The following is a 25,793-nucleotide window of genomic DNA, read 5'->3' as shown; positions in this document are numbered from 1 at the left end:
TTCCCGAATGCTGCCAAAAAAGCCTCAGGGACGAAAGTCCCTGGACATTCGCCGGGTCATAGTTGCAATCTCGCCTTAAAGTCGATATGTTAAGGTTAATAATAACGCTGCAGAACGGGTGAACGAAGTCGTGGCTAAAAAAAGAGTCTTGCTGCTATCCGAGGGGTTCGGTGCTGGCCACACGCAGGCCGCCCACGCACTCTCCAGCAGCATTAGGCAATTATCACCAGATGTCCAGACACGGGTGCTTGAGCTTGGTAGCTTCCTGAATCCCAAGATCGCTCCGCTTATTATATCGGCCTATCGTAAGACCATTACGTCCACGCCGAAACTGGTCGGATACATGTATCGGCACCAAAAATCATTCAACCGGTTTACGACATTGGCGCTGCACCGCATCTTCTATACGAGCACGCAGGATGTCGTCCGGCAGCTGAGGCCAGACATTATTGTGTGTACCCATTTCATTCCGAGTGCGGTCATCTCCCGATTGAAACGGCTGGGCACGAACATCCCCCTCTGTACGGTGATCACGGACTACGATGCGCATGATACGTGGATCAGCCCCGAGGTTGACCGATATTTCGTGTCCACGGCCGAGGTCAAGCGCAAGCTGCTCAACCGCGGCGTGTCCCATGCCAAAATCCAGGTGACTGGCATCCCGATTCACCCGGATTTCTGGACGCATCCGAGCAAGGAGGAAATCCGCGAGAAGTTCGGCTTGGCCGACATGCCGACCGTGCTTGTTATGGGCGGTGGCTGGGGCATCATGAACGATGAAGTTGTGCATGAATTCCTGACCAGGTGGCGCCAGGATGTCCAGCTCATCTTCTGCCTGGGCAATAACGACAAAGCCCGGGAAGAGATGGAAAGCAACCCGAGGTTCCAGCATCCCAACATCAAGATTCTCGGCTTCACCCGGGAAATCGACAAGCTGATGGAAGTCTCAGACCTGCTGGTGACAAAACCCGGGGGGATGACCTGCACCGAAGGTCTCGCCAAGGGCATTCCGATGCTGTTTCACCAGCCGCTTCCTGGCCAGGAGGAGGAAAATTGCCAATATTTCACCGCTCAAGGCTTGGGCGAGCCGATTGATTCTCTGGAAGTGATCGGCAAATGGATGAACATACTGCTGCATCAATATGACCAAATGGTGGAGCGCAGAGAACAGAACCTGCGCAATATCGAGCGCTTCTATCCGATGCAATGTGCGCGCAGCATTATTGAGATGCTGGAAAACGAAAAGGTGCCCTTCTCTTCACCATAAGAAGCGCACCGTTCAGCTGTCGAGGCTTGGCCTCGGCAGCTTTTTTCATATGAGGTTCAAGGCTATCCAGACTCAGCTGTATTTTTTGAGACGTTCCTGCTTGTACTTCGCCAGCGCCTCTTCCCCGACGATAACCTCGCAGCGATGAATGTTCATGCCTTGACCAACAAATTTGGTCTCATACTCCGTCATGACGAACTGTTCATTCAATCCATCGCGATGAAGATCAAGCGAGATGTTGGTCATCTGCAGCCCAAAATCCGCAAATGCATTCAGCGAGAACTCAAACAGGCTGACAGAGTCCGTCTTGAAATGGATCTCTCCCCGCGCATTCAAAATGCGGCTATACTTCTCCAGAAACCGCGGATGTGTCAGGCGGCGGCGGGCATGCCTTGCCTTCGGCCAGGGATCGCTGAAATTCAGATAGATTCGCTCCAGTTCCCCCGGCTCGAACACTTCCTCCACCTGCTCCAGGTTAAACAGCGCCAGCTTTAAGTTCGGCGGGGTCTCCACACCCTCCTCGGCCCAGACGTCTCTTCCCTTCTCGCTGGCCCGGCGGATAAGCTCATCATACATATCCACGCCGATAAAATTGACATCCTGGTGCTTGTAACTCATCTGACTGATAAACTGGCCTTTACCCATGCCAAATTCCACATGAATCGGACGATCATTGCCAAAGAGCGACGCCCATTTTCCTTTATATTGTGCAGGATTCAGAACGACGAGATCCTGCTGTGCCTCCAAACTTTCCCGAATTCCTTTTCTTCCGCGTAAACGCATCCTATACCTCCGAAACTGTCTATATAATCATGATTATGAATGTTCGATACTGCATTATTGTGCCGAAGTTCGTCCCAAAAGTAAAGAGGGCATAGAAAAAGGAACCTATGCGATGCCCGTAAGCATCATACAGGTTCCCTTTTCTTATATTTGGAATTGGGGTTCCGCGGTTATTAACCTGTGAAGAAGCTACCTGTTCTCTGCCTGAAACTCAAACGTTCGTTCGAAGGCATCCCGAATCTTGCGCTGCGCCGAAGCCTTGATATGCTGATTGTCGTTGAATTCGACACCTGTCAGAGCCAATGCTTCATTCGGGGTCAACTCCACAGCGATTTTGCCTTTGTCGTCTGTCTTGATTGCCGATGAATTCATTCGTAATCACCTCACGGTATAATTGTATCCATGACGTCTCACAAATATGAATCCTATCCGGTAATTACCCAAGCGAAATCCGCTTGAATCATTCTCTTTCTATACATTAAATATACCAAGATTATCGTTCTCACACAAGTGAATCCACATGAATTGGGCATGAAGACCTGTATATGATGCCGCGCCCTTTTTTGTTACAATACATATGTCTGCCCTAAAGGCGAGAAACGATCTATACTCGCTGTATTCTCGTTGCCCTTGAATCAAGGCCGAAAGACGAGGAACAAACAGCACAGAAGGAGACTTATGAATACGCCAATGTTAACTGCCCCGCAGCTGTGGGGCGACAAGCGATTCCATACATGGAACTACGAGATGCGCAGCCAGTTTCAAGACAAGGTGTTCAAAGTCATGCTCGACGCCGGATTTACGTGCCCGAACCGTGACGGAACGATTGCCAAGGGCGGCTGTACGTTCTGCAGCGCCCGCGGATCGGGCGATTTTGCCGGAAGCCGGCGCGACGATCTGGTTACCCAGTTCAATACGATCCGCGACAGGCAGCATCTGAAATGGCCGAGCGCCAAATATATCGGATACTTCCAGGCGTACACCAACACCTATGCTCCGGTGGAAGAGCTTCGCGAATATTACGAGGTCATTCTGGAGCAGCCCGGCGTTGTCGGCTTGTCGATCGCGACCCGCCCCGATTGTCTTCCGGACGATGTGGTTGAATATTTGGCCGAGCTGAACGAGAGAACATACCTGTGGGTGGAGATGGGGCTTCAGACGATCCATGAATCCACCTCGCAGCTCATCAATCGCGCCCATGATACGGAATGCTATCTGGAAGCGGTAGAGAAGCTGCGGAAGCATAACATCCGGGTATGCACCCACATCATCTATGGATTGCCGCAGGAGGACCGCGAGATGATGCTCGCAACCGGCAGAGCCGTGGCCAACATGGACGTACAGGGCATTAAAATCCACCTGCTCCACCTGATGCGCAAAACGCCGATGGTGAAGCAGTATGAAGCCGGATTGCTCCGTTTTCTCGACAAGGACGAATATGTGAAGCTGGTTGTGGATACGCTGGAATTTCTGCCGCCGGAGATGATTGTGCATCGTCTGACCGGCGATGCTCCGCGCGATCTGCTGATCGGCCCGCTCTGGAGCCAGCGCAAATGGGATGTGCTCAACTCGATCGATGCCGAGCTCAGACACCGCGACACCTGGCAGGGCAAGCTGTGGAGGGGGCGCTGATGGGATTTCTATCTGTGCTTAGCTTTGCTCACAAGCTGGTATCCGAACGGCTGCTGCCGGGGGACATTGCCGTCGATGCCACCGCCGGGACCGGAGCGGACACCCTCTTTCTCGCCCGTTGTATCGGTCCGAAGGGAAGCGTGTTTGCCTTTGATATCCAGGAGGAGGCCCTTCAGCTGACAAGGCAGCGCCTTAACAAGGAGGCTTCCTCGGAAGTGGCCAGCGTCTCCCTGCATCTGCAAAGCCATGAGGATATGCGCGGCAGCATTCCCGCACCCTATGTCGGCAAGGTAGGTGCGATCATGTTCAATCTCGGCTACCTCCCCGCCGACGAAGCGGACAAGACCATTATCACCCAGCCGGAGACAACGATCGCAGCGCTCGACGGCTCGCTGGAGCTGCTCCGCCCCGGCGGCATCGTGACGATCGTGCTGTATCCGGGACATCCTGGAGGGGAGACCGAAGCCCGGACGGTGGAGCAGTGGGCAGCCGCCATCCCGCAGCATACGGCGCAGTCCATTCTGTACCGCAACCTGCAGCGGCCTGCTGCGCCCTATCTCATCGCACTGGAGCGAAGAAAACCGATATAATGGAATTAAAGTGCATACCCGCATCAACAGACACGATATAAATTGAACAAAAAATGCGTCAAGCAGCAAGCTTTTTGTTCATCTTATATATAACACGCTAACATGACGAAAGGTGATGATCACGATGACACAGCCGTATCCGCTGCTGTTTCAACCTGAGTTCAAAGAAAGAGTATGGGGAGGCCGGGCGCTGGAGCAATTCGGCCTGCAGCTTCCAGAAGGACATATCGGTGAAGGCTGGATGATTGCCGACCATCCGAACGGTACGACAAACGTGATGAATGGTGAACTTGCCGGCAAGGGACTGGACGAGATTCGCGAGCAATTCGGCCGCGAGTGGTTCGGTGCCAAAGGATTTTCTGAAGTGAACGGCCGCTTTCCGCTGCTGATCAAGCTGCTGGACTGCAACGATAATCTGTCGGTACAGGTTCACCCGACCGATGATTACGAAGGGCTTCCGGAAGGCGAGCTTGGAAAAACGGAAATGTGGTACGTGCTGGACGCAAAGCCGGATGCCAAAATCATCTACGGTCTGAAAGACGGCGTTACCCGGGCCGATCTCCGGCAGGCGCTCGAGAACGATTCGGTTATGGAGCTTCTGCGCGAGGTGCCGGTCAAGGCCGGTGATACGTTCTACATACCTGCCGGCACCGTACATGCCCTGTGCGCTGGTGTTGTTGTTGCAGAAATTCAGCAAAACTCGGACACTACGTACCGGATTTATGATTACAATCGTCCGGGACTGGATGGTAAACCGCGTGAGCTCCATATCGAGGACTCCTTGAATGTGACGGCCTATGAAGGCTCTGGCGCTACGACCATGAGCACAGAGGGGGCTGTTCCGGGCGAGTGGCTCGAGCTGGCAAGATCGCCTTATTTTATAGTAGAAAAAGGAATTGTGTCTGGCCCATGGGAGCTTTCGACTTCCACAGACAGCTTCACCATCCTCGTGGTGTGTGACGGCGAGGGCGTGATCAGCTGGGACGGCGGATCTCAGCCATTCGCTTCCGGTCAATGCTTCCTGCTCCCTGCCAATCTTGGAAGCTACAAGCTCGAAGGCAGCTCTACTGTGCTTCGCTCTTATCTTCCATAACACAGCTTGAGATTTCCGCACAACTTAGCTTGACTTTGCATTTCATGCCGGGCAGGTGCCCGGCAGTTGCTTTACTTGCTCCGGGACAGCCGGTTCCTTGCTGAACAACATGCAGATCGGCTTGGATACCCTGAACGTCCCGGCCAGCAACGGAATGGAAACTCACGGTATGGCGGAGGTGCAACGCAACATGCAAGCTGAAACGTTTACGATGCTGAATACGCAGGCCATGGATGTGTTTGTGCGTGCTTGGCTTCCCGCGTCTGGCACAGACGTTCGGGCAGTGCTGCAAATCGCCCATGGCATGTGCGAGACAGGCGCGCGGTACGCGGAGCTGGCTGAAGTGCTGACAGCCCGCGGTTATGCGGTATATGTCAACGACCATCGCGGACATGGCGTTACCGCCGGAGAGCTTAGCCGCCTCGGTGATCCCGGAGACAATGGCATCGAGGGCATGATTGAGGATATGCTCCTGCTCGCTGCCGAGCTGCGCAAGCGTCATCCCGGGATACCGCATATTTTGATGGGACATAGTATGGGCTCCTTTTTAACCCAAAAAGTGATGTGCACGCACGGCGACCGCTTCGATGGCTATATTCTGTCAGGATCGAACGGCCCGCGCAGAATGCTCGGGCTCGCCGAGAAGCTGGCTGCGGCTCAGTCTCGGCTTCAAGGAGATGAGCATCGCAGCCTGCTGCTGAATGCGCTCGTGTTCGGGCCATACAACCGGGGTTTTGGGCCCATCCGCACCCCGTTCGATTGGCTTTCCCGCGATGAAGCCGAAGTGGACCTGTACATCCAGGACCCTTATTGCGGCCAGGTATGCAGCGCCCGCTTCTTCCGCGAGTTCTTTCGCCTGCTGCGCCAAATTCACAGGCCCAAGCTGCTGCAGGGGCTGCCGAAGGAGAAGCCGGTATACATCTTCTCCGGCGAAGAAGATCCTGTCGGTCTACGCGGCAAGGGCGTCCGCAGCTTGATCGAGCTGTACCAACTGCACGGCATCACCGATCTGGAGTTCCGGCTGTACCCTGGCGGCCGGCATGAAATGCTGCATGAGATCAACAAACAGGAAGTCGCTGCCGATGTGCTTGATTGGCTGGAGAGGCATACAACTGACGAAAGAGACAGACACGCGTCTTCTTCCTCGCCGGCCGACGAGTGACGTTGAGGAGCGGAACCGAACGCATCCGAAGCTAACAGGCTCAGCGAGCCTGAAGACGGCCGTTATTCCGGTCCGACAACAAAAAAAGCGATCTGTCCCCTCGCGGAGACAGATCGCTTTTTCAATCACCAGTATGAGCCTCCACGCAGCAGGCAGTTTCAATTCCCGGCTAATAGCCAGCTTCCCTTCATTCTTCATCATTAGGAGTGCGGTCGATGGCAAGCTGGGTAACCTCCGTGTAATCCCCCTGCCGGACCTCTTCATCCGTCGCCTCTTCGCGCAGGGCATCATTCGTTTCCATCCCTGGTGCAACGCTCGGCTCCTCATGCTGCCGATGCTCCTTGCTCATGCTTGAAACCTCCCTTATTAGGTGAATAAGGTTAGCTTCCCGAGATCAGCGAGATTTATGCTCCAAGCCGCAGCTCCCGCTATTCGAGAACATCAGACCGATGTCCGAAGTTCATTAAACCGGCATGGTATAGTAATGCGGGCGCCCGCTATCATCCTGCTGATAGAGCACAATCAGCATCGTTTGCCGATTCGCATCACCGGTGAGGCCGCTGCCGCCCTGGATCGCATCATTCAAATCAAACGGCATCATTTCAATCATCGCATGCTTGTGAAGCTCCCGCTCCGTCAGGCCAAGCTTCGCAAACTCTTCCGACACGGCAGACGGCATTTCGACAATTCGCTTCATATGGGCTGACCAATCGCTTTTATCCAGCGAGAAATCCCACCAGATTTTCCGAGGTTTATATTTATGTCCCAGGAAATAATCGAACTTCATTAAGCCCATAACGATGTCCATACGCGGTGTCTGTCGATGCTCCAGGAATGCTGTCAGGCGCGTGAACAGATCCTCGAGCTGATGCCCGATCTTTTGCCAGCCCTGGCTCTCCCAATAATCTCCGAACGCTTGGAAAAAGTCGAACGGCGACGGGAACTCATGCTTCATCAAATAGTTGAGCGTATGGTCCATTCGGTGGGCATTCCAGTATTTCTCAAGCACGTCCTCCAGCCGCTTCAGCCTGACGATATCCGAGAAAGGAAGCACATCGCTGCCCAAAATTTCATAAGGGGCATGGTCCATATACGTGTAGTTATACTTGGCCGCATCATGCCGGAGCCCTGTTCCGCGTAGCATCTTCAAGAAGCCCAGCTGCAGCTCCTCCGGTCCGAGTGCGAATACGTCGTTAAACGTTTTCCGGAACGTATCGTAATCCTCCAGCGGCAGGCCCGCAATCAGATCCAGATGCTGATCGATCTTGCCGCTTTCCTTGATCATGGTCACTGTTCTGGACAGCTTGGTGAAATTTTGCCGCCGCTTTACCAGCTCATTCGTCGGATCGTTGGTAGACTGAACGCCGATCTCGAACCGGAATATGCCCGGGGGCGCATTCTTCGCCAAATAATCCAGCACCTCCGGCCGCATAATATCCGCCGTAATTTCGAACTGGAACACGCAGCCGCCATGATTCTCGATCAGAAACTGGAACATTTCCAGCGCATAATCCCGCTTGATATTAAAGGTGCGGTCCACAAATTTGATCAGCTTGGCCCCTTGATCAATGAGGTACAGCAGATCGGACTTCGTGCGTTCAATATCGAAGTACCGGACGCCAACCTCGATGCTGGACAAGCAAAACTGGCAGCTGAAGGGACAGCCCCGGCTCGTCTCGAAATAGACCACCCGTTTGCCCAGATGCGGAATATCCTCCGGGAATCTGTGCGGGGAGGGCAGCTCGTTCAGGATCGCCTTCGGTCGCGGCGGATTGAGGATAATCTCATCGCCCTTGCGATACGCGACGCCGTACACAAAGTGAAACTTGCGCGTGCTCGAAAGCTCCTGCAGTAAGTGATGGAAGGTTTCCTCGCCTTCCCCCATCACAATAAAATCGACATTGGCCAGCCGCTCCATCCAATATTGGGTATCATAGGACACTTCCGGTCCGCCCAAAATGATCTTGACCTCTGGCATAATTTTCTTCACAATGTCGATCACTTTAATCGTTTCTTCAATATTCCATATATAGCAAGAGAATCCAATCACATCCGGCTTGCGCTGGAAGATGTCGGACACGATATTCATCGGCGGGTCCTTGATTGTATACTCCGCCAATTCGATATCAAATTCCTTCTCGCTGTATGCCTTCAGGCAGCGAATCGCAAGCGAGGTATGAATGTATTTCGCATTTAAAGCGGACAGTAAAACCTTCATGATTCACGTTCCTTCATATGTGAAAGTGTAGTGCGTACTTCGGTACAGCTGGGTGGGCTCAGTGCTCCCTTATCTCAAAACTCATAAACAGGCTCATCTCCGCCACTGCCTGGCTGATTCTGGAAAAAGTCGAGGAACGGCTGGCCGTATTTGCGAAACTTCATCTCCCCAACCCCTTTAATCCCCAGCATCTCCTGTTCCGTTTGCGGGCAAACGACACTCATCTCCCGCAGCGTTGCATCGTTGAAAATGATGTAAGACGGCACATGCTCTTTGCTTGCAAGCTCGCGGCGGATCAGGCGCAGCTGCTCAAATATCGTTTCATTGACCGCAGACGGCGAGTAATCACGCCGCCCTGCGCTCCGCTGCCCGGCTTTCGTGCGGGAAGGCTTCGGCACACGCTGCATGACTTCCTTCTGCCCCCGCAGCACCTCGGCCGCGGCGCTCTGAAGCTTCACTACAGGGTACTGCCCTTCCGTTAATGTCAGGTATCCTTCGGATACGAGCACATTGATCGTTTCGGCAATTTCCTTTTCCGTGCGGCCCGACATCACTCCATAGGTAGGCAACCGGTCAAACCCGTATTCCAGCACCTTCTTCGCTCTGGAGCCTTTCAGCACCGCAGCGACGGTCGACACGCCAAACCGTTCGCGCATGCGGTGAATGCAGGAGAAAATCTTCTGTGCATCGACCGTGATATCGATCAGCTCACGATCGTCCGTGCAGGAGCTGCATGTGCCGCATGGCTTGTCGTCATGGGCTTCCCCGAAGTAATCCAGCATCGCGCTGCGAAGGCAGCGGGTGGTGTAGCAGTAATCGATCATCTGCTGCAGCTTCCGGTATTCGTTATGCTTGCGCTCTGAATCCTGGGGATTTTGCTCGATCAGAAATTTCTGGGTGATGATGTCCTGCGGACTGAACAGCAGGATGCACTGGCTCGGTTCACCGTCCCGGCCCGCGCGGCCTGCCTCCTGAACGTAGGACTCCATATTTTTCGGCATATTGTAGTGGATGACGTAACGAACATTGGACTTGTCTATCCCCATACCGAATGCATTCGTCGCTACAATGACGCGAATATCATCATACAGGAACGCCTCCTGGCTCTCCGCCCGCTCCGCATCGCTCATGCCTGCATGATACCGCCCGGCGGCGATGCCCTGCGCCTGCAGTCGCTGGCATAAATCGTCCACATCCTTGCGGGTTGCAGCATAGATAATGCCTGACTGATGGGCATGGGAAGCGGCGTAATCCATAATGAATTCGCGCTTGTTCTCCCCCCGCAGCACCGACATCTCCAGATTGTCCCGGCCAAGACCTGTAACGAACACCTGCGGCTGATCAAGCTGAAGGAGACGCTGCATATCCTCCATAACCTCTGGCGTTGCCGTCGCCGTAAAGGCGGCCACAATCGGGCGCTGCGGCAAAGCGTCGACAAACGGTGCTACCGCCAGGTAGCTTGTACGGAAATCATGTCCCCACTGGGATACGCAGTGGGCCTCATCCACAGCGACGATCGAGATGTCAAGGCCGGCCATCTCCTCCCGGAACCAGTCGAGCTCCAGCCGCTCCGGCGCGACATACAGCAGCTTCAAGTCCCCTCGCTTCGCAGCCCGAATCCGTTCATTCACTTCCTTGCCGCTGAGCGTGCTGTTAATATAAGCCGCAGAAATACCCGCGGTCGTCAGCGCATCCACCTGGTCCTTCATCAGTGAGATCAGCGGCGATATAACAAGCGTCAGGCCAGGATGCATCAGTGCCGGAATCTGATAACAGATCGACTTGCCTCCGCCTGTCGGCATAATTCCAAGTGTATCCCGTCCACGGAGCAGGCTGTCCACAATCTTCTTCTGCCCCTCCCGAAAGTCCGGGTACCCGTAATACCGCTGCAAAATTTCCTTCGCGGTGTCCATATTCATCAATTCATTGCTCCTGGCTTCCACATTCATGGATAAAAACTCCTTATCAAAAACCGGTCATCCTTTAAGTTTAATGGTGTTTCATCGAATGAGCAACCGAGTCGGGCAGGAAAAACAATAAAACGATCCGCCCATCGGCGTCACTCTGCCGCTGCTGCTGATTGAGAAGAACGCTGCAACTTCCGCAAAGTAGAAGAATTCTTGGGGGCACGGAACCGTTATAATGAAATGCAGGCAAAGAACATTACGATTCACCCCAAGCTATTGTTATGAATGGAGGAATTACGAATGGTTATCACACAGGAAACACATATCCAGGCAGATATATCCCTCGTATGGCGCGCATGGACAGAAGCCGATCGCATAAAGGAATGGTTTGCGCCTGCCGCCGTTATCGAGCCCTGGCAAGGAGGGAGATTCGAACTATATTTCAACCCTGCGAATCCAAGCAGCATGAGCACCTCCGGCTGCACCATCCTGAAGGCAGAGGAACCGCATTTGCTGATCTTTGAGTGGAAGGGACCCGATCCGTTCGCGGAAACGATGAACCACAGCGGGCAGCTCACCTCGGTTGAAGTTGGGTTGGAGCCCCAGCAGGATGGGACACGGGTAACGCTTCGCCATGACGGATGGAAGGATTCCGCCGACTGGCTTGCAGCCAGAAAGTGGCATGTTGAGGCTTGGAAAGATATGCTCACAAGTTTGAAGTCCCGGATGGAATCAGGGGAAGGCATTCTCTGCTGCCAATAATCGAATAAAGGAATCGAGACAGATGCCCAACATTTGTGTTCTACCGTTAACGTAATCGGTATGGTGGCCGCACGGCGGTTTTACGGTGACATCCTTGTGGCTATTGTCATCGCGCTGATGGAATTTAAAGCTTCATAAACAGAGGGGTCAGCTTTTTCCAAATACGCTGTTCTGTTACTCCCTCCTCGATTTCGGTTATAAACTTATGTATGCCTAAGAGGGTCCCATCCCTGGACTAAGAATGCCTGTTTTCGGAAACAATAGGTACTCGAAATGGCATATTAACCATTAACCGCAAGGGGGATTTCATATGGACTATTCACCTGAACAGCGGATTACGCTGCATGGATTCAACAACCTGACGAAATCACTCAGCTTCAATATGTATGATGTCTGTTATACAAAAACGAAGGCAGAGCGTGAAGCTTATATCGAATATATCGACGAGCAGTACAATGCCGACAGGCTTACCAGCATTCTGACCCACGTCTCTGAAATTATCGGCGCCCATGTGCTGAACGTGGCCAAGCAGGACTACGTGCCTCAAGGCGCAAGCGTAACTGTGCTTGTATCCGAGGGGCCTGTCGTCGAGGTGCCGGAAGAGTCCTATGAGGAATCGCCGGGGCCTCTGCCAGACAATATTGTGCTGCAGCTGGACAAAAGCCATATTACGGTCCATACGTATCCGGAGTATCACCCGAATGAAGGCATCAGCACCTTCCGGGCCGATATTGACGTATCTACCTGCGGGGAAATTTCCCCGCTTAAGGCGCTCAACTACCTGATCCACTCCTTTGATACCGACATTATGACAATCGACTACCGAATCCGCGGCTTCACCCGGGACATTAACGGCGATAAGCTGTTTATCGATCATGAGATCAGCTCCATCCAGAACTATATTCCCGATGAAGTGAAGGACCAGTACGATATGATCGATGTTAACGTGTATCAGGAGAAGCTGTTCCATACCAAATGCAAGCTCAAGCAGTTTGATCTGGACAACTATCTGTTCGGTTATACGAAGGACAAGCTGTCCCCGCAGGAGCAGCAGGAAATTACCGACCGCCTCAAGCTGGAGATGGATGAGATTTATTACGGCAGAACGATGGACTAAGGTGCCTTCCTCAGCGCCGGACGTTGCATCATGCCAGTGCCAGCCCCATACAATTCAAGCCGCTGACGGTTCAAGACAACTTGAATGATCAGCGGCTTGTTTCTTGAGCAAGCGGAGGATATCAGAATTGCACAGAGAATCCGTCGAACCGATGAATGCCGGTACCGAAACGGACAAGATCCTGGGCCCGCAGCTGCTGAGCCGCTTCCTTCACCACTTGCAGCAGGGATGGCGGAAGGCCGATCCGGTTATGGGCGCCGAATATGCGGGTAATGCCCTGCAGTTCTGATATCCTCTCAAGCGAGCGAACGAGATCCTCCGGGCTTGTTGTCGGGAAGAATGCATAGACAGGCGTCTCGTCATAGAGCAAATCTCCGGTGAACAGGTATCCCCGGCTCGTATCCAGGACGGTGATATGGCCCGGCGAATGACCCGGCGTATGGTACACCGTCAGCCGTCTGCCCCCCAGGTCGATCACATCCCCCTCACGCAGCAGGCCAGCAGGCTTGCCTTGATATGGCGTATACAACTCCGGCTGGAAGGAATCCGGCACCGGTCTGGTAATATCCCTGGATACATCCTTGCGGATTTGCTCAATAGACAGGCCCTGAATGCCATGGAGAAGCCATTCTTCCTCGGCTTCATGCACATAGATTTCCGCATATTGCCCGTGGCTGCCGATATGATCCCAATGCACATGCGTGGTCAGCACAACAATCGGCAGATCTGTCAGCTGATCGGTGATGCGCTTGATGTTGTCTATGCCCAGTCCGGTATCCACGAGCGCTGCCCGCTCGCTGCCAAGGAGCAGATAGGAGTGCACCTTCTCCCAGTGGCCGTATTCGCTAATGGCATATGTCGTCTCATCCAGCCTGGTTACCGTGAACCAGGGATCATCCATGACGATGTCGTAAGCCGTGGTGTTCATTGTATCGTCCCCCTCGTTTTTTTTGCTTCAGTTCATCCTTACAACGCATAGCTGTCTTAGGTTTACCAACACCTTCAGGAACGGTCGCTCCCATGCTCATCCTGAAAGGCAATCAAGCTCAAATAGTATGGCTTCTGGGTCTCTTCGGATCGCTCCTGATCCATGGGATGATCCTTGGCAGCTGTCGTAAAGTGCTTGTCCAGCAGCTGCTTGAACTCCTCCACGAATGCATGAAAGCTCTCCTGTGTTGTATGAAGCTGATAGGTTGCGGCAATGTTTTTGCGACAATGCTCATTCGAGCTGTCAAGCGCAAATGCGGCCGGGTCTGCCAGCTCAATTCGCGAGCGGGTTCCCTCGACCGTCTCCAGGAATACCTGGCGCGACGTCTCGACAAGGTCCATGCTGGGCAGCAAATGATCCTCCGGAATAAAGCGGCTCGCCGCAGCCCGGTAGTATTTTTGCACGATGCCGTTCTTCTCTTCCTTGTGCACGATCTGAATGATGTCATGCTTCTCCAGCTCTTTGAGATGGAAGTAAATATTATGGCGTGCGATGCCAAGCAGCTCCGCCAGCTGCTGCCCGGTGTAAGCATCCTTCACCAGCTTCATGAGAATTTGGGTTCGGAGCGGGTCAGCGATGGCCTTCAGCTGCTCATGCGTTTTAATGATATACACACCTGACCTTGTCACACGATCACCTCTTTTTTTCGCTTCAGTAAAATTTATTTTACCGTTTGAGTATACTCTACTGTTCGTTCCAGATCAACCTCACTTTGGTTTGGAGGGGCGATGGCCCCCTTCGACATCGCTGTCGTAGAAGAGTTAGCATCTGGATCAGCATGGGGTTATTTTCCGGCACAATCAGATATGATATAGTATCGACGATACCGTATCGACAGCCCCTTCTGCTGGATTATAAGCGACAAGGATGTGTCCGGATGTTTGACCCGACTGTATTTGAGAATTTAAAAGTAGGCATAGAGAATATCGTTTACGATCTGGATAATCTCGACAAAAAAGTGCTTGTCACGGGCCGCTCTGATCTACTGAACATGGCCGTCATGTCCAGATGCTTCGTGCTGCAATTCGAGTTGACCGGTCAACACGAAACCTATGCCGAGATTGTCCTGGAAGCGGGGGTGCAGGATTTAGCCGCTGAAATTTTGGAAATCCCTGATGAGACACCGGGATGTGCGCTGAAGCTTCGCTTCACCCAAACGATCGAAGATGTTGAGGCCGGCTGTCCGGTGATGGCCGAGATTGTCCAGCGTATATGGGAGCCGGAGGTTCAGCCGATCCAGACCGTCGGCTTTATGTATGGGGAGAAGCCTGTGCGCTATCTCAGCACCATTGAAATCGGGTTTTCACGGAAAATTCACGAGGAACAGATGGGGGATCTTCCGAAGCTGGTCGATTACATGCTGCAAACATTAGCGGCATTAAACGAGGCTGCTGCAAGGAAATCCTAAAACCAAGCTGCATGACAGATGTCGATCGGCCGGTCCGCCGCATACAATCCAAAAGGGCTCCGAGTCATTCCACCTCGGAGCCCTTTTGTCCGTTCGCATCAAGCGGTCATAAACCGAATCCAAATATCCGAAGGGTCCAGCACGTACCAAGCATCGTCACGCTGCTCGGCTTCATGACCCGAGTCCCGAAGACGACTGATGACCGTCTCGATCTCTTCACTGCTCGGCAGCTGGATCGTATAATGCTCGATTCCCGCCTGGTTTGGCGCCGTATTCGGGATTCCTCTTCCGGCCCAGGTGTTCAGTCCAACATGATGGTGATAGCCTCCGGCAGCGACGAACAAGGCTGCGCCTCCATAGGCGGCTGTAACCTCAAACCCAAGAATATCGCAATAAAACCGTCTCGCTTCAGCCAGATCCGATACATGGAAATGCACATGCCCCATAACCGTTCCTTCCGGCAGCCCCGTCCATTCCAGGCCATCCGTCAAAGCAAGGAGCCCTTCGACGTCGACGGGATCTGTGGCCATAACATATTCCCCGTTCGCATCGCGCTTCCAGGTGTCCCGAGGGCGATCCGCATAGATTTCGATCCCGTTGCCGTCCGGATCGTTAATATAGAGCGCCTCGCTAACCAGATGATCCCCTTGGCCAACGGAAATGTTATGCGCGATCAGATTTCTCAGCGCCAGGCCAAGGCTCTCCCGATCCGGGAGCAAGATGGCGTAATGGTACAGTCCGGCAGCTCTGCCCTTGGGCCGAAGCGCTTCAACCTCATGAAGCTGAACGAGCGTATGCCGGCCGTCTGCTGTCAGCTCCACGGTCCTCCCCTGCTGGCGAAGGATTCTCAAACCGACAATCTCTGTATAAAAACGAATTGATCTTGCAAGATCGCTAATGCGAAGTGATACCGGGCCAAGCCCGAGCGACGGATGCAATACAGATGACATAATGTTCACTCCTTCAAGAAAATGTATATATGACGATCTCATCTTTGAATAAACTAACAAAAAATAAGTAACTAACTTGTAGTTGTAATTATAGTTCGGATATCAACGATTTGTCAAACGAAAATCAAAAGCCTGGCAAGGTGCGTCCCTGCCAGGCTTGTATTGAGGTAAAGAATGTTACAGAATGCCAATCAGCACGGGCAGCATGATAAACGAGACCAGTGTTGTCCACAGAATACATCTGGACACCAGCTTCGGTGCGGCATCATACTCCTCGGCTAAAATAACGGCGTTGACGGCTGCCGGCATGGAGGAGAGCACAAGTATCACGGCAAACAAATCGCCGTCTACACCAAGGAGGATCAGCAGCCCCCACGCAGCAAGCGGACCGGCCAGCATTCTCATCGTCATGCCCGCCCAGAAGCCCCGTCGGCTGACAGATAATGCACCCGCATCCTCTCGTACGCCCACCATCTGCGCCCCCAAAATAACCAGCGCCAGCGGCGCGTAAGCGGCCGAAAGCATCGACACCCCGGTCTCCAAACCATCCGGCAGCTGATAACCGGTCACGCGAAACACAACCGCCAGCAAGGCTGCGTACACTGCCGGAAGTTTAAATACGGACAGAACCGCCTTTTTCGCCGAAAAGTGCGATCTTGCCGCCAGATACACGCCCAGCGTATGCATAATGATAATCTGTATCACGACATACACGGATGCCTTGTCCAGCCCTGCCTGACCAAACGCCAGCAGAACGAGCGGTAAACCGTAGTTGACACTGTTCGTAAAAATGGCGGTCAGAGCCAGGCCTGAGCTTTCCGTCTGCGGCAGACGGAGCCATCTTCCAGTCAGCGTACTTAGCAATGACAGCACCACCACATTCAGCAGACAGAAGATGACCGTCGTCATGATATCGCCGGAGGTGATGGAAGCATTCTTAAGCGTTTCGAAGAGAAGTGCCGGACTTAGCACGTACAGAGACAGGCTGGATAACGCCTTCGTATCCAGTCCTCGGAGCCCCTTCAGCAGCGCGCCGCCGATCACCGGCAGGGATATAGGAAGGAAGACACTGTATAGGATAGATAAAAATTCGGAGATCAATGAGGTTCACCCTTTGACGGAAAATTTTCGACAACTCTCTTCATCCTACCTCATAATCCCGGCTTACGTCCAAAACTTATTAGCGGGAGAAGGCATGGAATAATCGCAGTTGGAGCTGCATTTTCCGTCAATGGAGCCGATTTAAACCACCTTAGTATGGGTCGGGGGATGTGTCATTAGAGTGGCAAACAGTTCACGGGCTTTGACATTCTTCACGGTATAGAACGAATAAAAACGCTTCATCGCTGCCGCTTCACACAGCCAGGAATAAAAGTCGACCGACGACTCGCTCGCCTGCTTCCCACCACCTTGGATCCAGCTGCGCAAATAGTTGACGTGAAACTCCACCTGCCCCTCCCACATAAAAGTAAAGTTGTTCGAGTCGCCACTGCTTTTCAGCACAAACCGAAACCCCTTCTCTTTCAGCAAGTACACCTTGCCATTACTGAAAAAAGCCGGGCCCTCATCGGTCGCTACGATGCCGATCATCTCATTGTTATGCAGCATATAAAAACCGCGGCAGTACTCCACATCCTCTTCTTGATCCAGCTGTTTCTCCTGAAATGTATCCAGATCGAGACCGACAGGTCTTTCCCAGGCAAATTCCTTGAATTTTCGAATCACCTTCATCAAATATGTACCTCCTATTAGAGCTTCATTCCCAAAGTATAGGAAAATCGACTCTACAATTTCTCAACAAAAAGTGAGAAACGCCCGGTATTGGCTCTACTAGGAAGCTACCCAGCATAACTGCTAGTCTATATAAGGAAATTCAGTTCACAAAAAAATCACCGGATTTCCCGGTGACTTCATCCATCTCATATGGTTAGCGGGCCAGCTCGATGCCGCCCCCTCCCTGTTTCCATTGCTCGTACCATTCCGTAATGTAAGGACTCGGCTCCACATTCATTTCCTCTCGCAAAATTTGGCTCATCTGGCTGTATTGCATATGGACTTGAGCGCCATTGTTCAGCGAGGCGTAAATTTGCATCAAGGAATAGTAGGCTCTCTCCTCAAGCGGATGCTGCTTCGTAATCGAAGAGTAACTGAATATCGCTTCTTCCATCCGGTTATGATCGAAATACCACTCTGCCAGGGAATAGGATAGGCCGAGCCACATCCGCTTGTATCTCTGCCGCTCGCTTTCTGCCCACCAGTAGTCATATTCCTGCAAGTAATCCCCCGTGTACAGATTCAAAATCTCGATATGCTTGTCGATCGACTGATGAGATATCGCCGGACTCGCGGCCAGCCACTCTTCCCAAATCTCGACATCCAGCTGAATATCCTCCATGTTCAGTACATAGCCTTCCGTCGTGTTGGATATTTGCAAACGCCCGTTAAATGAATCCAGCGATTTTCGAATATGATAAATGGCCGTATATAGCTGGGGATAAGCTTTATCCATATCAAATTCAGGCCATAACAGATCAATAAGAACAGATTTCCGCACCAGCTGTCCTCTGTGCTGCAGAAGATAAATAAACAGCTCCTGTGCCTTCGTTGTACGCCATTGCAGCAGCGTATACTGTCCCTCGTGCTCCGGATGCTCGATCATGACCTGACGGAACATGGTCATCTTCAGCGGCCGCTTCTGAACAGGCTGCTCCTCGCCGCGCATGGCGATACGCTCCTGAAGGCGCTTCATCGTTTTGGCCAGCCTGTCCATCTGCAGCGGCTTCACAATATAATCAACCGCATTCAGCTCGAAGGCGTGCACGGCGTACTCATGATAACCTGTCACAAACACGATGCACAAATAAGGCTTCCGCTCAAGAAGCTGCTCGGCAAGTTCAATTCCGCTCAACTCCGGCAAACTGATGTCCAGAAACACAATATCCACTTCCCGGGACAGAATTTCTTGCCGTCCTTCAGACGCATCCGAATATTTGCCCACCACTTCAATTGGAAGGTGATCAAGCTTCGACAGTTGCCGTTCCAGGTATTGCAATGCAAGCGGTTCATCATCTACGAGAATAACCTTCATGTCATGTGCTCCTTGGAAAATACCATTATGCCTTAACTATATATAATTCCTGCCCGTTGATGCAACAATCGTAACCCGTTTGGACCAATTAGAGTCTAAATACCTACTACTTAAGATGCGCTCGCACCAGACCCTAATCATGGCGTTACCCGTGCATCTGCTTTTCCCTGAACTCATGCTCAAGCACACTCATCAGAATGGCGTTATGATAGCGGTGATTGTAATAGAGCACATCCCGCTGAACGCCTTCCCGCACGAATCCAACCTTCTCATATGCCTTGATCGCCCGTTCATTAAAATCGAATACCTGCAGCTCCACCCGGTGCAGATTGAGCTGGCCGAAGCCATATTCTAGCAGCAGCTTCATCGCTTCGGGCCCGTAACCTTTCCCCAGATGCTGTTCCGAATCGATGGCAATCCGCATGCCTGCATTGCGATTGACAGAATCAATGTCCTGCAAGGCGATGTCGCCGATGACCTGATCCGTATCCTGCAGCGCTATAAGAAGCAGCACGGACGACGAATCGGTTGATCTGTCTTCGATATAACGGCGAATCCCCTCGATTGTGAAGATCTGCCGTGTTCCGGTCAAACGACGCATTTCCTTGTTGAACAGCATGTGATAATAACCGTCCACGTCCTCCTGGCTAATGGGACGAAGATACAGGCGTTCCCCTTCCAAAAAGCGTACCGGTCGTGGATTCCATAACGATGTGCTCATATGCGATCCGCTTCCCCCTTAATTCTGATTTCTTCGTTCAGCTCGATTAGATTTATGAGAAAAGGTCCTTCAGGAAGCCTCCACCTTGCGGCCGACAATGACGAGATCACGCTTGATCCCATCCAGTTCGGCCACGCCGGGAAGAAAGCCCCACTGTTCAAACCCGAACTTTGTCAGAAGCCCCAGGCTTGGCTTGTTATGTCCGAACACCAGCCCGACCAGATTGCTGATACCAAGACGCGGGCATTCCTCGATTGCCTTCGCAACCAGAATGCTCCCGGCTCCGGTCCCCCGGAAACGCTCGTCCACATAGATGCTAATTTCAGCGGTTGCATCATACGCGGCGCGCTCGTGAAAACGCTGAAAACTCATCCAGCCTACGATGTGCTCCTCAGACCGCATTACCCACAGCGGGTGACGATCCGGTGCATGCTCCTCAAACCACTGCATCCGGCTCTCTACCGTGATCGGCTCCAGATCTGCGGTGACGGTCCGACCCGAAATAGTTGAATTGTAAATGTCCACAATAGCTGGCAAATCTTCTTTGACAGCATAATCGATGCGATAAGAATGCAGTGCCATGATTCCCCTCCGAGTGCAATAAAATATCAGTTTATCTGTGATCTAATTAGATTCTATTGTACAAGAACCGGCGAAAAAACGCTTCTGTTTTCTGAGCCACTTTACTTCAATGCGCGAACCCGTTACCCTTAGGCTAAGTGCTCCAAATGCGCTCCCCAGTTGTGGATAGAAAGGATGAATCAATATGAAGCAACGTCTGGACAAACTCCAACATACGATAAATACCCAAGGCTGGGATCATGTGCTGATCACAGATCCCAAGCATGTCTATTACTTGACCGGCTTTGCCAGCAATCCGCATGAACGGTTCCTTGGGCTGCTGCTCTCCGCTGCGGAGGAGCCCGTGCTGGTTGTGCCCGCGCTGGATGCCGAGGCCGCTCATGCGGCCTCGATCGTGAACCACATCGTTACCCATCAGGACACGGACAACCCTTACGAGCTGCTGAAGGGCATCATTCCGGGTTCCGCGGGCGTATTGGCCGTTGAGAAGGAGCAGCTGACCGTCTCCCGTTATGAACAGTTGCAGCATCACTTGTCCGTCTCCCGCTATGAGGACGCAGGCCCGGTACTGCGCGAGATGCGGGTCCGGAAGTCGCCCGAGGAAGTTCAGGTGATCAGACATGCCGTGCAGCTCGTGGAAGAGGTCCTTCAACGCGGCCTAGCGCAGACGAAGGCCGGCGTTAGCGAAATCGAGCTTGTCGCGGAGCTGGAATATACGATGAAGAAGCTGGGAGCCGAAGGCCCTTCCTTCTCCACCATGGTGCTGTCCGGCCCCAATACCGCGCTGCCGCACGGTGTTCCGGGATCGCGGAAGATCGAGCCTGGCGACCTGGTGATGTTCGACCTGGGCGTGTACGCCAGCGGTTATGCCTCCGATATTACCCGGACCGTGGCTGTGGGCCAGCCTTCCTCTGAGGCGGTCCGCATCTATGAAACGGTTCTTGCTGCAAATACAGCGGGCATTCAGGCAGTCAAGCCGGGCGCTTCCTACGCTTCTATTGATCAGGCTGCCAGAGATGTCATCGCGAACGCGGGATACGGCCCTGCCTTCGTCCATCGGCTCGGGCATGGCCTAGGCATGGATGTGCACGAGTATCCTTCGGTGCACGGGCAGAACAACGATACCGCGCAGACGGGCGCTGTGTTTACCATTGAGCCGGGCATTTATGTACCCGGTGTAGGAGGCGTCCGCATCGAGGACGATGTGCTCGTGACCGGGACAGGGGTTGAGGTGCTGACCACGTTCCCCAAGGAGCTTACCATCATCGGTTAATATGAATATCCCATTATAATGAGAAAAAGCCCGTGAGGCCTTGCGCACAAGCAAGGCCTCACGGGCGTTCTTCTTCCTGATTCAATGCTTATGCTTGAATCATATCCAGCTCGATGTTCTTGTCGTTGAACACATCTTTATCCACTTCATTCATCACCTTGCCGGTGATGGCACCTGCCGTCATCGAGTCATTGACATTGAGGGCAGTGCGGCCCATGTCGATCAGCGGCTCAACCGAGATCAGAAGGCCCGCCAGCGCCACCGGCAGATTCATGGTGGACAGAACGATCAGCGATGCAAACGTCGCGCCGCCGCCAACGCCCGCTACACCGAACGAGCTGATCATGACGACCACAATCAGGGTAAGGATAAACGACCACGAAGTCGGATCGATACCTGCTGTCGGTGCAATCATAACCGCCAGCATGGCCGGATAAATACCGGCGCAGCCGTTCTGGCCGATCGTTGCCCCGAAGGAAGCGGACAGATTGGCAATTCCTTCAGACACTCCTAGCTTCTTGCTCTGTGTCTGAACATTCAGCGGAATCGTTGCTGCGCTCGAGCGTGAAGTAAAGGCAAACGTCAGGGTAGGGAATACCTTCTTCACATACGTTACCGGATTATATCCGAACAGCGCCAGCAGAATGAGATGAATGATAAACATCGCAATGAGCGCAACGTAAGAAGCGAGTACAAAGTCAATCAGATTCATAATCACCGCGAGATCTGTCGTGGCGATCGTCTTCGCCATCAGCGCCAAAATCCCGTAAGGTGTCAGTCTAAGTACCAGTGTCACGATGCGCATAACGACACCGTACACCGCGTTGATCATACCGCGGAAGGTCTCCGCCTGCTCCTTGTTCTTCCGGTCAAGCCCAAGCACGGCTATCCCGATGAACGCCGAGAATATCACGACCGCAATCGTTGATGTTCTTCTGGCTCCCGTCATGTCCGCGAACGGATTGCTCGGAATGAAGTCCAGAATTTGTTGCGGGAGTGTTCTTCCTTCCACATCCCCCAGCCGCTCTTCAAGAATAGCGCCTTGCCGCTGTTCTACCTCTCCGCCTTGAATATTCACAGCCGACAAGTCGAAGGCCAGCGCAGTCGTAATCCCGACAGCAGCTGCAACGGCCGTTGTTGCCAGCAGCACCGTGATGATCAGACCGCTCATTTTGCCAAGGTTACGTCCGCCTTTCAGCTTCATAATCGCCGAGATGATGGACACCATAATCAATGGAATGACCATCATCTGAAGCAGCCTTACATAACCATACCCCACCAGATTGAACCAGTCCGCCGACTTAATAACGACATCCGACGTAGAGGTGTAGATCCATTGAAGCGCCACCCCGAACAGGACGCCGAGACCCAGCCCTGCAAACACCCGTTTTGTAAACGAGTAATGCTTCTTCTGCATCCAGAACAAAATGCCGATCAACAGGATCAAAACTAGCACGTTGATGATAACCCACAATGTTTCCATACCTTGTTGTAGCTCCTCCCTCAACAACTGTTCAGCTGTTGTTAATATTGTGCAATAAGTGCGTTATATATGAATTATTCCCCGAGGTAAGCCCGCTTCATAACATCACCCAATTTGCAACATACATTATCTGCATTTTTACGCCCAATGTCAACTATTTTTATCGGGATTATACTTCTTATGTTGGAAAGCTTTATTTTGGAAATATTTAAGTCAAGCTTAGCATAAATACCATCCATAACAGCAGCAGCGTCTCTACCAGCTCATTCAGAGCACCGTATGTATCCCCTGTTAATCCCCCAAGCCGCCTGTTGATTCGCGATCCAACCATAACTCCGGCGATATAGGCGGCCAGCGGCAGCAACAGTACCCCCAGGCCGATTGTGAAGCGGACAGCGTTTTCTTCAACAGAAGCCAGCACGAACACCGCTCCCGCACATGTCAGCACAAAAGCCAGCACAAACGATTGGAACACTCTTCGGCCCGAAAGCCCCCGGAACAGGGAGGCAAGTCCCTCGCTGCCGCGGGCCGTTTCCCAGCGAAACATCGCATATACCATGACCCACCGGCTCCAGATCGGCGCGAGCACGAGCATGAGGGTCCACGCTTTCCACGCTCCCTCCGCAACCTCGTATAAGGAAGCGATCAGCGCTGCCTTCAACATCAGCACCAAGACGCAGGCGATGACTCCCATTGCGCCGACGCGGCTGTCCTTCATGATTTCCAGCATCCGGTCACGGGAACGGTGACTCAGCAGCGCATCGGCGCTGTCCATCAAGCCGTCCAGATGCAGTCCTCCGGTCAAAGCAGTCCAGACGATCAGCAGCAGCACCGCCAGAGGCAGCGAAGGGAGCACGTATCCAAGCGCCCAGCCCACCGCGCATACCACCGCCCCGATGGCTGCGCCAACCAGCGGATAATAGACTACGCTCCGCTGCTGCACTTCGGGGGTGAACGGAATTTCATACCGCACCGGAAACCGGGATAAAAATTGAAAAGCGGCCGCAGCCGCTTCCAAACTTTTGTTCATATCAAAAACTCCCTGCTTTTGATTTCCAACGGAATGCCAGCGGTGACAAGAAACACCTCATCACACTGCCTGGCAAGCCGCTGATTCATCAGCCCGGCCCAGTCCCGGAATATCCGCCCCAGCGGGTATTCCGGCACGATGCCGGAGCCGACCTCGTTCGTCACCAGAATGACATGACCCGGGTAATGCTCGACCGCTGCAACAAAGCTGTTGATCCGAAGCGACAGCCGCTCCTCTTCGAAATCATGCCCTTCCCGCTCAATCTCCAGCAGCACATTGGTCAGCCACAGTGTCAGGCAATCTACCAGCACGGCTGGCGCGCCGTCTGTCCGGTGGCTTAAACTGCCGAGCAGCTCGGGCAGCAGCAGCGGCTCCTCCACCGTTTCCCAAGGATAGAGCGCACCTTGGCGACGTTCCCGGTGATGCCTTATCCGGTCCCGCATCTCCTCATCGTAGGCCTGCGCTGTAGCGATATAGACGCTGGCGGGCGCTCTATGCATCGACAGCCTTTCGGCAAAGGAGCTTTTCCCGCTTCGCGCCCCCCCGGTTACCAGCACCTTAGCATTCTTCATGTGGCCCCTCCGCTGACGCCTGCGCTCTCAAACGTCGCCATCTCCTGCATGATCCGGCAAGCCGCATCCACCAGATGCAGGCTCAGTACCCCGCCGGTGCCCTCCCCGAGGCGCATGTCCATCTCCAGCATCGGGCTGAGCCCAAGCTCCTGCAGCAGCAGCCGATGCCCGCTCTCCTGGGATACATGGGAAGCGATGAGGTATGGCAAGACGGCCGGGTTGACCGCTGTGGCAATGAAGGCAGCCGCACTGGAAATAAATCCGTCAATGACGACCGGACGGCCCTGAGCGGCCGCTCCCAGAATCAGACCAGCCAGCCCCCCGATCTCCAGTCCGCCCACCTTGGCCAGCACATCGATCGGATCGTCGGCACGAGGACGGTTAATCTGAATCGCCTGCTCCAGAACCTGAATTTTGTGCAGCAGCTTCTCATCCGTGATGCCTGTCCCCCGGCCTGCTGTTTCAGCCGGAGGCCTGCCGGACAGCACCGATAATATCGCTGCGCTCGGCGTTGTGTTGCCGATTCCCATCTCCCCGGTGACGAACAGCTGTGTCCCTTGCCGGACCAGCTCTGCTGCGATCTCGGCGCCTGTCAGGACAGACCGGACCGCCTCTTCCCTGGACATGGCCGGTCCCTTGGCCATATTCGCCGTCCCCCGGCGGATGTTCCGCGCCAGCAGCCGCTCATGCGTCAACTCCACCGCAACGCCGATATCAACGCACTGCACGTCCGCTCCCGCCTGCCGGGCCAGAACATTGACCGCTGCCCCGCCGTTCAGGAAATTCAGCACCATCTGGGGCGTGACCTCCGATGGAAACGCACTTACGCCTTCCTCGCACACACCGTGATCCCCAGCCATAACAACAACGCTTTTCTTCGTGAGTACAGGCTTCATCTCACCGGTAATGCCAGCCAGCTGAATCGCCAGCGCCTCCAGCTTCCCGAGACTGCCTGGAGGCTTGGTCAGCCTATCCAGATACGCCGCTGCCGCCTGAGCCGCTGCGGTATCCAGCGGCCGGATCGTCCCGATATGCTCTCTCACTTGCTCAAGGCTCCAATCGCCCATTAGGGTTCCCCTCCTCCGCCGAGATATCGTTATCACTACTGTATATTGTAACTGATTGCTGAACGGATGTGTGGTTACCCGTTCGGTAGCCGCTCGGTGT

At 53.4% G+C, this 25,793-nt stretch carries 26 protein-coding genes; 9 read left to right on the top strand and 17 right to left on the bottom strand.

The window, feature by feature from the left end; genetic code table 11:
• The first annotated feature begins 130 nt into the window (after window positions 1–130).
• Window positions 131–1,267, top strand: coding sequence for an MGDG synthase family glycosyltransferase (locus MKX64_RS15850; RefSeq protein WP_095398997.1), 1,137 nt, complete (start codon window positions 131–133; stop codon window positions 1,265–1,267).
• Between the two features lie 72 nt (window positions 1,268–1,339).
• Here MKX64_RS15850 and trmB read toward each other — a convergent pair whose 3' ends face one another.
• Together trmB and MKX64_RS15840 are read right to left on the bottom strand one after the other, a co-directional pair.
• On the bottom strand, window positions 1,340–2,050 hold the full coding sequence (gene trmB / locus MKX64_RS15845; RefSeq protein ID WP_095398996.1) for a tRNA (guanosine(46)-N7)-methyltransferase TrmB: 711 nt from the start codon (window positions 2,048–2,050) through the stop codon (window positions 1,340–1,342).
• 189 nt (window positions 2,051–2,239) lie between these two features.
• Window positions 2,240–2,422 (bottom strand): hypothetical protein, encoded by a 183-nt coding sequence (locus tag MKX64_RS15840; protein WP_095268130.1) that lies wholly within the window; start codon window positions 2,420–2,422, stop codon window positions 2,240–2,242.
• Window positions 2,423–2,728: 306 nt separating this feature from the next.
• Here MKX64_RS15840 and MKX64_RS15835 point away from each other — a divergent pair, with 306 nt between their 5' ends.
• The 4 genes from MKX64_RS15835 (at window position 2,729) to MKX64_RS15820 (ending at window position 6,527) form a co-directional block, all read left to right on the top strand.
• Window positions 2,729–3,682, top strand: a complete 954-nt coding sequence (locus tag MKX64_RS15835; RefSeq protein WP_095268129.1) for a TIGR01212 family radical SAM protein — start codon at window positions 2,729–2,731, stop codon at window positions 3,680–3,682.
• Complete coding sequence (locus tag MKX64_RS15830) at window positions 3,682–4,272, top strand: tRNA (mnm(5)s(2)U34)-methyltransferase (RefSeq protein ID WP_341036582.1); 591 nt, start codon at window positions 3,682–3,684, stop codon at window positions 4,270–4,272. Before MKX64_RS15835 ends, MKX64_RS15830 begins: the two co-directional genes overlap by 1 nt.
• A 124-nt stretch (window positions 4,273–4,396) precedes the next feature.
• Window positions 4,397–5,365 carry a type I phosphomannose isomerase catalytic subunit gene (locus MKX64_RS15825; protein ID WP_095398994.1) on the top strand — a complete coding sequence of 323 codons (969 nt, stop codon included), beginning with the start codon at window positions 4,397–4,399 and terminating at the stop codon, window positions 5,363–5,365.
• A 190-nt stretch (window positions 5,366–5,555) separates the two neighbouring features.
• Window positions 5,556–6,527: an alpha/beta fold hydrolase gene (locus MKX64_RS15820; RefSeq protein WP_095399002.1), complete on the top strand. Its 972-nt coding sequence runs from the start codon at window positions 5,556–5,558 to the stop codon at window positions 6,525–6,527.
• A 187-nt stretch (window positions 6,528–6,714) separates the two neighbouring features.
• Here MKX64_RS15820 and MKX64_RS15815 read toward each other — a convergent pair whose 3' ends face one another.
• From MKX64_RS15815 to recQ, 3 genes are all read right to left on the bottom strand, one after another.
• Window positions 6,715–6,876, bottom strand: coding sequence for a hypothetical protein (locus MKX64_RS15815; RefSeq protein ID WP_176475621.1), 162 nt, complete (start codon window positions 6,874–6,876; stop codon window positions 6,715–6,717).
• Between the two features lie 114 nt (window positions 6,877–6,990).
• A complete protein-coding gene (locus tag MKX64_RS15810) occupies window positions 6,991–8,745 on the bottom strand; it encodes a B12-binding domain-containing radical SAM protein (RefSeq protein ID WP_155617877.1) in 1,755 nt (584 codons plus the stop codon).
• A gap of 74 nt (window positions 8,746–8,819) precedes the next feature.
• The gene (gene recQ / locus MKX64_RS15805) at window positions 8,820–10,694 is read right to left on the bottom strand and encodes a DNA helicase RecQ (protein WP_095398992.1); all 1,875 of its coding nucleotides are present in this window, start codon (window positions 10,692–10,694) and stop codon (window positions 8,820–8,822) included.
• 258 nt (window positions 10,695–10,952) lie between these two features.
• On the opposite strand from recQ, the gene MKX64_RS15800 reads away from it, so the two are divergent.
• Complete coding sequence (locus MKX64_RS15800; protein ID WP_095264900.1) at window positions 10,953–11,414, top strand: SRPBCC family protein; 462 nt, start codon at window positions 10,953–10,955, stop codon at window positions 11,412–11,414.
• A gap of 310 nt (window positions 11,415–11,724) precedes the next feature.
• Window positions 11,725–12,531 (top strand): adenosylmethionine decarboxylase, encoded by an 807-nt coding sequence (gene speD / locus MKX64_RS15795; RefSeq protein WP_095264899.1) that lies wholly within the window; start codon window positions 11,725–11,727, stop codon window positions 12,529–12,531.
• 121 nt (window positions 12,532–12,652) lie between these two features.
• On the opposite strand, the gene MKX64_RS15790 is transcribed toward speD, so the two are convergent.
• Together MKX64_RS15790 and MKX64_RS15785 are read right to left on the bottom strand one after the other, a co-directional pair.
• Complete coding sequence (locus MKX64_RS15790) at window positions 12,653–13,459, bottom strand: MBL fold metallo-hydrolase (protein ID WP_095264898.1); 807 nt, start codon at window positions 13,457–13,459, stop codon at window positions 12,653–12,655.
• Between the two features lie 74 nt (window positions 13,460–13,533).
• Window positions 13,534–14,148 carry an ArsR/SmtB family transcription factor gene (locus tag MKX64_RS15785; RefSeq protein ID WP_330163961.1) on the bottom strand — a complete coding sequence of 205 codons (615 nt, stop codon included), beginning with the start codon at window positions 14,146–14,148 and terminating at the stop codon, window positions 13,534–13,536.
• A 248-nt stretch (window positions 14,149–14,396) separates the two neighbouring features.
• Between MKX64_RS15785 and MKX64_RS15780 the strand changes: the two genes are divergently transcribed.
• Window positions 14,397–14,927: a hypothetical protein gene (locus tag MKX64_RS15780; protein WP_095398990.1), complete on the top strand. Its 531-nt coding sequence runs from the start codon at window positions 14,397–14,399 to the stop codon at window positions 14,925–14,927.
• A gap of 98 nt (window positions 14,928–15,025) precedes the next feature.
• Here the strand turns inward: MKX64_RS15780 and MKX64_RS15775 are convergent, their stop codons facing one another.
• The 6 genes from MKX64_RS15775 to MKX64_RS15750 all read right to left on the bottom strand — a co-directional run bounded on the left by MKX64_RS15775 (window position 15,026) and on the right by MKX64_RS15750 (window position 20,268).
• Window positions 15,026–15,877 carry a VOC family protein gene (locus MKX64_RS15775; protein WP_095398989.1) on the bottom strand — a complete coding sequence of 284 codons (852 nt, stop codon included), beginning with the start codon at window positions 15,875–15,877 and terminating at the stop codon, window positions 15,026–15,028.
• Between the two features lie 177 nt (window positions 15,878–16,054).
• Window positions 16,055–16,978 (bottom strand): AEC family transporter, encoded by a 924-nt coding sequence (locus MKX64_RS15770; RefSeq protein WP_341036576.1) that lies wholly within the window; start codon window positions 16,976–16,978, stop codon window positions 16,055–16,057.
• Window positions 16,979–17,119: 141 nt separating this feature from the next.
• The gene (locus MKX64_RS15765; RefSeq protein ID WP_155617875.1) at window positions 17,120–17,608 is read right to left on the bottom strand and encodes a hypothetical protein; all 489 of its coding nucleotides are present in this window, start codon (window positions 17,606–17,608) and stop codon (window positions 17,120–17,122) included.
• A 196-nt stretch (window positions 17,609–17,804) separates the two neighbouring features.
• Window positions 17,805–18,965, bottom strand: a complete 1,161-nt coding sequence (locus tag MKX64_RS15760; RefSeq protein WP_095264893.1) for a response regulator — start codon at window positions 18,963–18,965, stop codon at window positions 17,805–17,807.
• A gap of 145 nt (window positions 18,966–19,110) precedes the next feature.
• Entirely contained in the window at window positions 19,111–19,686 is a 576-nt protein-coding gene (locus tag MKX64_RS15755) for a GNAT family N-acetyltransferase (RefSeq protein ID WP_095398987.1), read from the bottom strand.
• 69 nt (window positions 19,687–19,755) lie between these two features.
• Window positions 19,756–20,268 (bottom strand): GNAT family N-acetyltransferase, encoded by a 513-nt coding sequence (locus tag MKX64_RS15750; RefSeq protein ID WP_155617874.1) that lies wholly within the window; start codon window positions 20,266–20,268, stop codon window positions 19,756–19,758.
• 184 nt (window positions 20,269–20,452) lie between these two features.
• On the opposite strand from MKX64_RS15750, the gene MKX64_RS15745 reads away from it, so the two are divergent.
• A complete protein-coding gene (locus MKX64_RS15745) occupies window positions 20,453–21,541 on the top strand; it encodes a M24 family metallopeptidase (RefSeq protein ID WP_155617873.1) in 1,089 nt (362 codons plus the stop codon).
• A gap of 88 nt (window positions 21,542–21,629) precedes the next feature.
• Here MKX64_RS15745 and MKX64_RS15740 read toward each other — a convergent pair whose 3' ends face one another.
• From MKX64_RS15740 to cobT, 4 genes are all read right to left on the bottom strand, one after another.
• Entirely contained in the window at window positions 21,630–23,024 is a 1,395-nt protein-coding gene (locus tag MKX64_RS15740; RefSeq protein ID WP_095264889.1) for an L-cystine transporter, read from the bottom strand.
• Window positions 23,025–23,232: 208 nt separating this feature from the next.
• A complete protein-coding gene (cobS, locus tag MKX64_RS15735; RefSeq protein ID WP_095398984.1) occupies window positions 23,233–24,054 on the bottom strand; it encodes an adenosylcobinamide-GDP ribazoletransferase in 822 nt (273 codons plus the stop codon).
• Entirely contained in the window at window positions 24,051–24,626 is a 576-nt protein-coding gene (gene cobU, locus MKX64_RS15730) for a bifunctional adenosylcobinamide kinase/adenosylcobinamide-phosphate guanylyltransferase (protein ID WP_095398983.1), read from the bottom strand. Before cobU ends, cobS begins: the two co-directional genes overlap by 4 nt.
• Window positions 24,623–25,693 carry a nicotinate-nucleotide--dimethylbenzimidazole phosphoribosyltransferase gene (gene cobT, locus MKX64_RS15725; RefSeq protein ID WP_095398982.1) on the bottom strand — a complete coding sequence of 357 codons (1,071 nt, stop codon included), beginning with the start codon at window positions 25,691–25,693 and terminating at the stop codon, window positions 24,623–24,625. The genes cobU and cobT overlap by 4 nt, the downstream gene beginning before the upstream one ends.
• Window positions 25,694–25,793 lie beyond the last annotated feature (100 nt).

Origin of the sequence: Paenibacillus sp. FSL M8-0334 (genome assembly GCF_038000405.1) — a bacterium.
In the GTDB taxonomy this organism is placed as follows: domain Bacteria; phylum Bacillota; class Bacilli; order Paenibacillales; family Paenibacillaceae; genus Paenibacillus_AQ; species Paenibacillus_AQ campinasensis.
Note: the sequence above shows the minus strand (reverse complement) of the source record. Positions and strands in the feature narration are given on the sequence as shown.

Bases quoted from the DNA above. Each gene is read 5' to 3' on its own strand.
- MKX64_RS15755 (WP_095398987.1), bottom strand. From the start codon at position 19,686: ATGAGCACATCGTTATGGAATCCACGACCGGTACGCTTTTTGGAAGGG.
- MKX64_RS15800 (WP_095264900.1), top strand. From the start codon at position 10,953: ATGGTTATCACACAGGAAACACATATCCAGGCAGATATATCCCTCGTA.
- cobU (WP_095398983.1), bottom strand. From the start codon at position 24,626: ATGAAGAATGCTAAGGTGCTGGTAACCGGGGGGGCGCGAAGCGGGAAA.
- MKX64_RS15765 (WP_155617875.1), bottom strand. From the start codon at position 17,608: ATGAAGGTGATTCGAAAATTCAAGGAATTTGCCTGGGAAAGACCTGTC.
- MKX64_RS15760 (WP_095264893.1), bottom strand. From the start codon at position 18,965: ATGAAGGTTATTCTCGTAGATGATGAACCGCTTGCATTGCAATACCTG.
- MKX64_RS15830 (WP_341036582.1), top strand. From the start codon at position 3,682: ATGGGATTTCTATCTGTGCTTAGCTTTGCTCACAAGCTGGTATCCGAA.
- MKX64_RS15825 (WP_095398994.1), top strand. From the start codon at position 4,397: ATGACACAGCCGTATCCGCTGCTGTTTCAACCTGAGTTCAAAGAAAGA.
- MKX64_RS15740 (WP_095264889.1), bottom strand. From the start codon at position 23,024: ATGGAAACATTGTGGGTTATCATCAACGTGCTAGTTTTGATCCTGTTG.
- MKX64_RS15750 (WP_155617874.1), bottom strand. From the start codon at position 20,268: ATGGCACTGCATTCTTATCGCATCGATTATGCTGTCAAAGAAGATTTG.
- speD (WP_095264899.1), top strand. From the start codon at position 11,725: ATGGACTATTCACCTGAACAGCGGATTACGCTGCATGGATTCAACAAC.
- MKX64_RS15835 (WP_095268129.1), top strand. From the start codon at position 2,729: ATGAATACGCCAATGTTAACTGCCCCGCAGCTGTGGGGCGACAAGCGA.
- cobS (WP_095398984.1), bottom strand. From the start codon at position 24,054: ATGAACAAAAGTTTGGAAGCGGCTGCGGCCGCTTTTCAATTTTTATCC.
- MKX64_RS15780 (WP_095398990.1), top strand. From the start codon at position 14,397: ATGTTTGACCCGACTGTATTTGAGAATTTAAAAGTAGGCATAGAGAAT.
- recQ (WP_095398992.1), bottom strand. From the start codon at position 10,694: ATGAATGTGGAAGCCAGGAGCAATGAATTGATGAATATGGACACCGCG.
- MKX64_RS15815 (WP_176475621.1), bottom strand. From the start codon at position 6,876: ATGAGCAAGGAGCATCGGCAGCATGAGGAGCCGAGCGTTGCACCAGGG.
- cobT (WP_095398982.1), bottom strand. From the start codon at position 25,693: ATGGGCGATTGGAGCCTTGAGCAAGTGAGAGAGCATATCGGGACGATC.
- MKX64_RS15820 (WP_095399002.1), top strand. From the start codon at position 5,556: ATGCAAGCTGAAACGTTTACGATGCTGAATACGCAGGCCATGGATGTG.
- trmB (WP_095398996.1), bottom strand. From the start codon at position 2,050: ATGCGTTTACGCGGAAGAAAAGGAATTCGGGAAAGTTTGGAGGCACAG.
- MKX64_RS15840 (WP_095268130.1), bottom strand. From the start codon at position 2,422: ATGAATTCATCGGCAATCAAGACAGACGACAAAGGCAAAATCGCTGTG.
- MKX64_RS15775 (WP_095398989.1), bottom strand. From the start codon at position 15,877: ATGTCATCTGTATTGCATCCGTCGCTCGGGCTTGGCCCGGTATCACTT.
- MKX64_RS15745 (WP_155617873.1), top strand. From the start codon at position 20,453: ATGAAGCAACGTCTGGACAAACTCCAACATACGATAAATACCCAAGGC.
- MKX64_RS15790 (WP_095264898.1), bottom strand. From the start codon at position 13,459: ATGAACACCACGGCTTACGACATCGTCATGGATGATCCCTGGTTCACG.
- MKX64_RS15810 (WP_155617877.1), bottom strand. From the start codon at position 8,745: ATGAAGGTTTTACTGTCCGCTTTAAATGCGAAATACATTCATACCTCG.